The organism is Serratia sp. (in: enterobacteria) (assembly GCF_046715635.1).
Classification (GTDB): Bacteria; Pseudomonadota; Gammaproteobacteria; order Enterobacterales; family Enterobacteriaceae; genus Chania.
In genome coordinates, this window is record NZ_JBKJYW010000419.1 from 1 (window position 1) to 8,618 (window position 8,618).

At 54.9% G+C, this 8,618-nt stretch carries 8 protein-coding genes and 1 pseudogene; 6 read left to right on the forward strand and 3 right to left on the reverse strand.

The annotated features are described in order from the left end of the window. On the forward strand, positions 1-899 hold an 899-nt coding region (panE, locus tag ACLQ7H_RS21765; RefSeq protein WP_411754458.1), incomplete at its 5' end, for a 2-dehydropantoate 2-reductase. Beyond that, positions 862-1,452 (forward strand): protein deglycase YajL, encoded by a 591-nt coding sequence (yajL, locus tag ACLQ7H_RS21770; protein WP_024483935.1) that lies wholly within the window; start codon positions 862-864, stop codon positions 1,450-1,452. The genes panE and yajL, both read left to right, overlap by 38 nt. A gap of 40 nt (positions 1,453-1,492) precedes the next feature. Here yajL and ACLQ7H_RS21775 read toward each other — a convergent pair whose 3' ends face one another. Beyond that, entirely contained in the window at positions 1,493-2,284 is a 792-nt protein-coding gene (locus ACLQ7H_RS21775; protein ID WP_411754459.1) for a DUF4198 domain-containing protein, read from the reverse strand. A gap of 176 nt (positions 2,285-2,460) precedes the next feature. Next, the gene (gene thiI / locus ACLQ7H_RS21780; protein ID WP_411754460.1) at positions 2,461-3,909 is read right to left on the reverse strand and encodes a tRNA uracil 4-sulfurtransferase ThiI; all 1,449 of its coding nucleotides are present in this window, start codon (positions 3,907-3,909) and stop codon (positions 2,461-2,463) included. Positions 3,910-4,193: 284 nt separating this feature from the next. Here thiI and xseB point away from each other — a divergent pair, with 284 nt between their 5' ends. The 4 genes from xseB to ACLQ7H_RS21800 all read left to right on the forward strand — a co-directional run bounded on the left by xseB (position 4,194) and on the right by ACLQ7H_RS21800 (position 8,344). Further along, positions 4,194-4,457 (forward strand): exodeoxyribonuclease VII small subunit, encoded by a 264-nt coding sequence (gene xseB / locus ACLQ7H_RS21785; protein WP_021180184.1) that lies wholly within the window; start codon positions 4,194-4,196, stop codon positions 4,455-4,457. Between the two features lie 5 nt (positions 4,458-4,462). After that, positions 4,463-5,365 carry a (2E,6E)-farnesyl diphosphate synthase gene (ispA, locus tag ACLQ7H_RS21790; RefSeq protein WP_411754461.1) on the forward strand — a complete coding sequence of 301 codons (903 nt, stop codon included), beginning with the start codon at positions 4,463-4,465 and terminating at the stop codon, positions 5,363-5,365. Between the two features lie 21 nt (positions 5,366-5,386). Then, positions 5,387-7,249, forward strand: coding sequence for a 1-deoxy-D-xylulose-5-phosphate synthase (dxs, locus tag ACLQ7H_RS21795; RefSeq protein WP_411754462.1), 1,863 nt, complete (start codon positions 5,387-5,389; stop codon positions 7,247-7,249). A 120-nt stretch (positions 7,250-7,369) separates the two neighbouring features. Beyond that, a complete protein-coding gene (locus ACLQ7H_RS21800; protein WP_411754463.1) occupies positions 7,370-8,344 on the forward strand; it encodes an aldo/keto reductase in 975 nt (324 codons plus the stop codon). Between the two features lie 135 nt (positions 8,345-8,479). Here ACLQ7H_RS21800 and ACLQ7H_RS21805 read toward each other — a convergent pair. Next, positions 8,480-8,618: pseudogene (locus ACLQ7H_RS21805) on the reverse strand (thiamine-phosphate kinase); the annotation flags it as partial.

Genomic DNA, 8,618 nt, shown 5'->3' on the forward strand with positions numbered 1-8,618 from the left:
TTCTTGGTTGCGGCGCGCTCGGACAACTGTGGCTGGCCAAACTCTATCAGCAGGGCCACGATGTACAGGGATGGTTACGGGTGCCCCAACCATTTTGTGCGGTCAACGTCATTGAACCCGACGGCACCTCGTTTAACCGTAATTTGCCCACCAACGATCCCGAACACCTGCGGCAAAGTGAGTTGCTGTTAGTCACGCTGAAAGCCTGGCAGGTTTCCAGCGCGGTGACGGCATTGCTGCCCAAATTAAACCCCCGTTGTGCCATTTTGCTACTGCATAATGGGATAGGGACTCAAGAGGAGCTGCCACCGCACAGCCAGCCAGTGCTACAGGGCACCACTACCCATGCTGCACGCCATGATGGTAACACCATTGTGCACGTTGCCAACGGCACCACCCATATCGGCCCAACGACCCAGCAAGCGACCCATCTAAGCCATCTGGCAGAGATTCTGCACCAGGCCCTGCCCGACGTTGCCTGGCATAACAATATCGCGTCGGCCAGTTGGCGCAAGCTGGCGGTCAACTGCGTCATCAACCCGCTAACCGTGCTGTATGACTGCCGTAATGGCGATCTGCAACGCTATCCTGAGCAGATAGAGCTTATCTGCCGTGAGGTGGCTAGCGTGATGGAGATGGAAGGTCACCACACCTCGTGCGAAAGCCTGGTGTTCTATGTGATGCAGGTGATCCAGTCAACGGCGGACAATACCTCCTCGATGCTGCAGGATATCCGTTCTCAGCGGCACACCGAGATCGACTACATTACCGGTTATTTGCTGCGTCGCGGACGCAGCCACGGCATTCCCCTGCCAGAAAATACCCGGCTGTTTGAAATCATTAAACGCAAGGAAAATAGCTATGAGCGCATCGGTATTGGTCTGCCTGGCACCTGGTAGTGAAGAAACCGAAGCCGTTACCACCATCGATCTGCTGGTTCGCGCCGGGGTCAAAGTAACGACCGCCAGCGTAGCCAGTGACGGCGGCCTGACCATCGTCTGCTCACGAGGCGTTAAACTGCTGGCAGACGCCCCCTTGGTGGCGATTGTTGACGACCACTTTGACGCTATCGTTTTACCAGGCGGTATCAAAGGCGCGGAATGTTTTCGCGATAGCCCGTTGCTGGTGGAAAAGGTCCGCCAGATGCATCTGCAAGGCAATATTGTCGCCGCCATCTGTGCGGCACCGGCCTTGGTATTACAACATCACCAACTGTTCCCGATCGGCAATATGACCGGCTTCCCCGGCCTGAAAGAGCAGATCCCCGAAGGCCAGTGGATGGAACGACGTGTCGTGTTCGATCCACGCGTCAATCTGCTCACCAGCCAAGGACCCGGCACCTCGATGGAGTTTGCCCTGAAACTGATCGATTTGCTGTTGGGTAAGGCCAAGGCGGCTGAGATAGCGGCACAGCTGGTACTGATCCCCGGCATGTACGACTTTCGCGATTGAATCAATATCGGCAGGCCGGTTGGCCTGCCAAGCCAATGGCTTATTCGCTGATGGTAAAGGTCAACGTTGAAAGCAACACGGATTCATCACATTTCGCCTTATCCCCATAAGGCAGTTTATGTTCGGTTTCGACTAGCCAATATCCCGCCTTCAGCGGGTAAACATTGACTTTTCCCTTACCGTCCGTCTGATTCAAAAAGGCTTTGGCATGACTATGAGTATGCCCGTGGTGCTCATGTTGGTCGCCAAAACCGGCAAACGTCGCCGTCACATCGGCATTCTTTAGCGGTTTCCCGTCATACAATACCTGTATTGGCAACGGCTGCCCTGGCTTGATAGTCGCCGGGTTGGCTAACGGGATAATTTCCAACTGCAATCCCTGCGGCTGGCTGATAACCGCAGTCTCTACCGCACCATCGATATTCACAATGGTTTTGCCGAACATGGAGGCCCGCTCGCAGTACAACGCGTCTGGCATTTCCGTCCTGCTCTGCTGTTGCCATCCCGCTTTGTTTTTCGACCAATAGGTGGGGTTATAGCTAGCGATAGCGGCATAGCTGCCCTTGGCTAATGGTTTCTCCGTCACGAACTGGTAATTTTCTTTACCAGGCTTCAGCATCAGATCCCCATTCTTCCCGATCAGTTGTGCCGGTGCGAAAATGTGCAGACGATCTTCAGGGATCGCTTCTGCGGTGGGGAATTCATCGCCATAGCCAAGCTCTATCGTGCTCTGCCCGCCCGTAGCGGGTTGTGCATTGACCCACAAAGAATGCGCCTGTGAATGGCTGATAAACCAAAAAGGCAGTATCGCCACCCACTTTTTTAACTGCATATCCTGCTCCTTTCTCAATCGATAATGAGTTATGTTATAACGTATCAATAAATAAACCAAAGTAAGCCGCTATGTCAAAGTTATTCGATGGGAAAGGGTAAAAAAGAGGATCAAACAGGAGAGAGGGATAAGGGTAGCAACACCGAAGAAACGGCATTGCTCCCCTTCAACACAGATTACGGGCGGTAGACTTTAACGTTAGCGTAGCCCTGCTCCAGCAGGTACAGCGCTTGCAAACGGCTCATCACGCCGCGCTCACAGTACAGCAGATAGGTTTTGCTCTGATCGAGATCGGCAAACTGCGTGCCTAACTTGTAGAACGGCAGCGGTTTCACTTCCACCTGCGCCAGTTGCAGCGGCTTCTCTTCCTGCTCGTCCACCGAGCGGATATCCAGGATCACTTCGTCAGCGCTGAATTCAGCCACGGTTTCTACTTCAGCGACCTGCTGGCGGGTTTCTTCTGCGATAGTGCGGATATCGACGTTACGCGCTTCGCGCACCACACGATCGAGGATCTCGAAGTCAAAGTGCCCTTCTTCCTCTTCAATCCTGGCTTTGATTGCCTTGACCGTCGGGCTTTTTGAGATCACACCACAATACTCCGGCATGGTCTTGGCGAAGTCTTCGGTGCCGATTTCACGCGCCACGTTGATGATGTGCTCTTTATCATGTGAGATCAGCGGGCGCAGGATCAGGGTATCGGAGGCGTTATCGATCAGGCGCAGGTTGGTCAGGGTCTGGCTGGAAACCTGGCCCAGCGCTTCGCCGGTCACCAAAGCCTGCACGCCATAACGTTCAGCAACCTGGGAAGCGGCACGCACCATCATGCGTTTGAGCACCACGCCCATCTGGCCGTCATCGACCTTTTCCAGGATCTCACCGACCACCGGTTCGAAATCGATCGCCACAAAGCGCACCTTGTGTGAGCTGCCGAAGCGGTTCCACAGATAGTAGGCAACCTGCTTGACGCCAATTTCGTGCGCCGCGCCGCCCAGATTAAAGAAGCAATAATGTACGCGACAGCCACGGCGCATCAGCATATAACTGGAAACGCCGGAGTCAAAACCGCCGGAAATCAGTGACAGTACGTCTTCCTGGGTGCCGATCGGGTAGCCGCCAATGCCTTCGCGGCGCGTCTTGACCAACATCAGCTTGTCGTCATCTATCTCCAGGTTCACCGTGACCTGAGGGTGAGAAAGTTTAACACGTGCGCTTTCAATATGCTGGTTCAAACCGCCACCAACGTAGCGCTCGACATCCTGCGAGCTGAACTCATGCTTGCCACGGCGTTTCACCCGTACGCAGAAGGTCTTGCCTTCCAGTTGCTCGCGGTAGGTTTCCAGCGTCTGCTCAAAGATGTGGTGGACATCGGTATAGGCGCGATCTTCCACTTCCAGGATATGGTGAATGCCGGGAATACGCGTCAAGGCATCGGCAATCACCGGGCGCTGATCTTCATCTTTGGCACGTACCTCGATAAAATCCCAGTGACGGACAACCGCCAGAGTTTCATCATACTGCTTCAGGACGTTGCGGATGTTGGTAGTCAGGATCTTAATAAAGCGCAAACGCACAGATTGACTCTTGATGGTGATTTCCGGGAACAATTTAATGATAAACTTCATGGTGGTCTTTATAGTCTGATGAAAATTACGCAATACCTCAGCCTGATGGGTTTCAGCGGCGGCGGTTAGCTGCCACTGCAAGGCTATTAGGTATACAATGGCGATAAGATTGATAAAATCGCGGGCTGGCCGAGCTTTTATCAATCTTATCTGGCCGCGAAGTATATCACTATCTGCACCCGCGCCGTGCACAAAACCACATAGACGTGCCATGATTTACTAATCAAGATCCGCTAGGATAGGCTCGGGTCCCACTGTTCACATGATGATGTAAAAAGAAAACTATGGCGAAAAAACCTGCACAATCAGACAGTAAAGAGCAAAGCATCAGCTTTGAGAATTCTCTGAGCGAACTTGAGAGTATCGTAACCCGTCTGGAATCCGGCGAATTGCCGCTGGAAGATGCGCTCAATGAGTTTGAACGTGGCGTCCAATTGGCTCGCCAGGGCCAACAAAAGCTGCAACAGGCTGAGCAGCGCGTACAGATCCTGCTCAACGACCATAACGACGATGCTGCACTGACCCCTTTTACCCCGGACGCTGAGTAATTACGATGTCTGAGTTCCACGATCAGTTACAGGCCTTCCATCAGCGCAGCGATCGCGCACTGCTTGGCTATATCGCTCCGCTGCCGTTCAATGATGGCAAAATGGTTGAGGCGATGCGTCACGGCGCCTTACTGGGCGGTAAACGGCTACGGCCTTTCCTGGTTTATGCTACCGGCCAAATGTTTGGCCTGAGTCTGGAGAATCTGGATGCCCCAGCAGCGGCGGTGGAGTGCATCCATGCCTATTCGCTGATCCATGACGATCTACCAGCGATGGACGACGACGATCTGCGCCGCGGCCAGCCAACCTGCCATATCAAATTTGGGGAAGCTAACGCCATTCTGGCGGGCGATGCCCTGCAAACGCTGGCTTTCTCGATCCTGGCCGACGCCGACATGCCCGATGTGGCAGCGCGCGATCGGCTGGCGATGATTTCCGAACTGGCCAAAGCCAGCGGCGTTGCCGGTATGTGCGGTGGCCAGTCGCTGGATCTGGAAGCCGAAGGTAAGCAGATCGATTTACAAGCGTTAGAGCAGATCCATCGCCATAAAACCGGCGCGTTGATCCGTGCTGCGGTTCGCTTAGGGGCATTGGCCGCCGGTGAACCAGGCCGTGCTGCACTCCCTGAACTTGACCGTTACGCGGCCGCCATTGGCTTGGCGTTTCAGGTGCAGGACGATATTCTTGACGTCGTGGGCGAAACCGAAAAAATCGGTAAACGCCAAGGCTCCGACCAACAGCTTGGCAAGAGTACCTACCCGGCCCTACTTGGGCTTGACAGCGCCAAGTTAAAAGCGTGGGGTCTCTATCAGGAAGCCTTGGCCGCATTAGACTCGTTGGCCACACAATCTTATAACACCGTACCGTTACGTGCATTGGCCAACTTCATTATTGAACGCGACAATTAACTCCTCTGATATGAGTACTGAATGAGTCTTGATATAGCCAAATACCCGACCTTGGCCTTAGCGGAAAATCCTGAAGAGCTCCGCTCGTTGCCAAAAGAAAGCCTGCCGAAGTTGTGTGATGAACTGCGGCAATACCTGCTGGACAGCGTCAGCCGTTCCAGTGGCCACTTTGCGTCTGGGCTGGGTACCGTCGAGCTGACGGTGGCACTGCATTACGTCTACAACACCCCTTTCGATCACCTGGTTTGGGACGTTGGTCATCAGGCTTACCCACACAAGATCCTGACCGGTCGGCGTGACCGCATCTCGACTATTCGCCAGAAAAACGGCCTGCACCCGTTCCCGTGGCGCGCCGAAAGTGAATATGACGTATTGTCCGTTGGCCACTCTTCAACCTCGATCAGCGCGGGTCTTGGCATGGCCGTGGCCGCCGCGCGTGAGGGCAAAAATCGCCGCACCGTCTGCGTGATTGGCGATGGTGCCATCACCGCAGGCATGGCGTTCGAAGCCATGAATCATGCCGGTGATATCACCCCGGATATGCTGGTGGTGCTGAACGACAACGAAATGTCGATCTCCGAAAACGTCGGGGCGTTGAATAACCATCTGGCGCAGCTGCTGTCTGGCAAGCTCTACTCCACGCTGCGCGAAGGTGGCAAAAAGGTGCTCTCCGGCGTACCGCCGATCAAAGAACTGCTCAAGCGAACCGAAGAGCACCTCAAAGGCATGGTGGTTCCCGGCACGCTGTTTGAAGAGCTGGGCTTTAACTACATTGGCCCGGTAGACGGGCACGACGTGCAGGGATTGGCCGCTACGCTAAAAAACATGCGTGACCTGAAAGGCCCACAGTTACTGCATATCATGACCAAGAAAGGCCGTGGTTATGCTCCGGCAGAAAAGGATCCGATCAGCTTCCACGCGGTGCCAAAATTCGATCCGGCCAGCGGCACCCTGCCAAAAAGCGCTGGCGGCCTGCCAACCTATTCCAAGATCTTTGGTGAATGGCTGTGTGAAACGGCGGCTAAAGATAGCCAACTGATGGCGATCACCCCAGCCATGCGCGAAGGTTCCGGCATGGTGCAGTTCTCACGCGACTATCCGCAGCAATATTTCGACGTGGCGATCGCCGAGCAGCATGCGGTGACGTTCGCCGCCGGGTTGGCGATCGGCGGTTACAAACCGGTGGTGGCGATCTACTCCACCTTCCTGCAACGCGCCTACGATCAGGTGATCCACGACGTAGCGATCCAGCAGCTGCCAGTTATGTTTGCCATCGATCGTGGCGGAATTGTCGGTGCCGACGGGCAGACTCACCAGGGTGCCTTTGATATTTCGTTCCTGCGCTGCATCCCGAACATGGTGATCATGACGCCAAGCGACGAAAACGAATGTCGCCAGATGCTGTTCACCGGTTATCACCATAACGCAGGCCCAAGTGCGGTACGTTACCCACGGGGCAACGGTACGGGTGCAACGCTGGAACCTCTGGCCGCATTGCCGCTCGGTAAAGGCATAGTCCGCCGCGAAGGGGAAAAGATTGCCATCCTCAACTTTGGTACCCTATTGGCGGAAGCGGCTCAGGTGGCCGAGGCAATGAACGCTACTCTGGTGGACATGCGCTTTGTCAAACCACTGGACGAACAGTTGGTGCTGGAAATGGCCGCCAGCCATGAAGTGCTGGTGACGCTGGAAGAGAACGCCATTATGGGCGGCGCTGGCAGCGGGGTTAACGAATTGCTGATGGCCAAACGCCGAGTGGTGCCCGTACTGAACATTGGCCTGCCGGATGACTTTATCCCACAGGGCGGCCAGGAAGAGATCCGCAGCGATCTGGGCCTGGATGCAGCTGGTATTCAACGCCAGATCGAAACCTGGCTGGCATAATCTAGCTAAGGGCGCCACACTGGGCGCCCTTACCAATCCCTACATCAAACGCCGCACCCATTATTTCTGCATCATTTTCCGCTACAGTCATTTTTTGAACGGTACACAGGAGAGATAGGCATGAAATATCTAAAGCTGGGTAACACCGAACTCAATATTTCCCGCATCTGTTTGGGTTGCATGACCTATGGCGAGCCCTCACGTGGCAACCACGCCTGGACGCTGCCGGAGGAAAGCAGCCGCCCGTTGATCAGGCAGGCGCTGGATGCGGGCATCAACTTTTTTGATACCTCCAACAACTATTCCGATGGCAGCAGCGAGGAGATCGTTGGCCGCGCACTGCGCGACTATGCTCGCCGTGATGAGGTGGTGATTGCCACCAAAGTCTATAACACCATGAGCAACCTGGAACGCGGCCTGTCACGCCCCAAGATCATGCAGTCGATCGACGACAGCCTGCGGCGTTTGGGTACCGATTACGTCGATTTACTGCAAATCCACCGTTGGGACTATGAGACCCCGATCGAAGAGACGCTGGAAGCCCTGCATGACGTGATGAAAGCCGGAAAGGCACGCTATATCGGAGCCTCTTCGATGTATGCCTGGCAGTTTGCCAAGGCGCTGTATACCGCCGATCTGCACGGCTGGACGCGTTTTGTCAGCATGCAGGATCAGTACAACCTGATCCAACGGGAAGAGGAGCGCGAAATGCACCCGCTCTGCGCCGCCGAAGGGATTGCGGTACTGCCCTGGAGCCCGCTGGCTCGTGGCAGACTGACACGCCCTTGGGGTGAAACCACCGCGCGTCTGGTCAGCGACCAATATGGCAAAACCTTGTATGACGCTACCGAAGGGGTTGATGCCCTGATTGCCGAGCGCGTCGCCACTATTGCTGAAGAGCGCGGCGTTTCGCGAGCGCAAATCGCACTGGCCTGGCTGCTGAGTAAACCGGTGGTTACCGCGCCGATTATTGGTGCCTCACGCAGTGAACACTTGATCGATGCCGTAGCCGCCATTGATCTGGAGCTGACACCGCAGGAGATTGCAGAATTAGAAACGGCCTATGTGCCGCATCATGTGGTCGGCTTTGAATAACTGCAAGGTGTAGATAAAAACGTAAAAACCCGACTGGTGAGGTCGGGTTTTTACGTTTCGGCCAATAGCTCTGGCCGGAATAGAGCCATATCTTACTAACAGGCTCAGTATAAACTCATACCACCCTACTGATGGCTATTGAGCGGCACCAAAGTGATCGTAACCACTCCACGGCAGTTCAACCTCTTGCTGATCGCGGTAGAACTTCATCCCTTCAGACTGCGGGCCGATCTGGCCAATACAGGTGTAATCCGCACCTAAATGGCTTAATGCC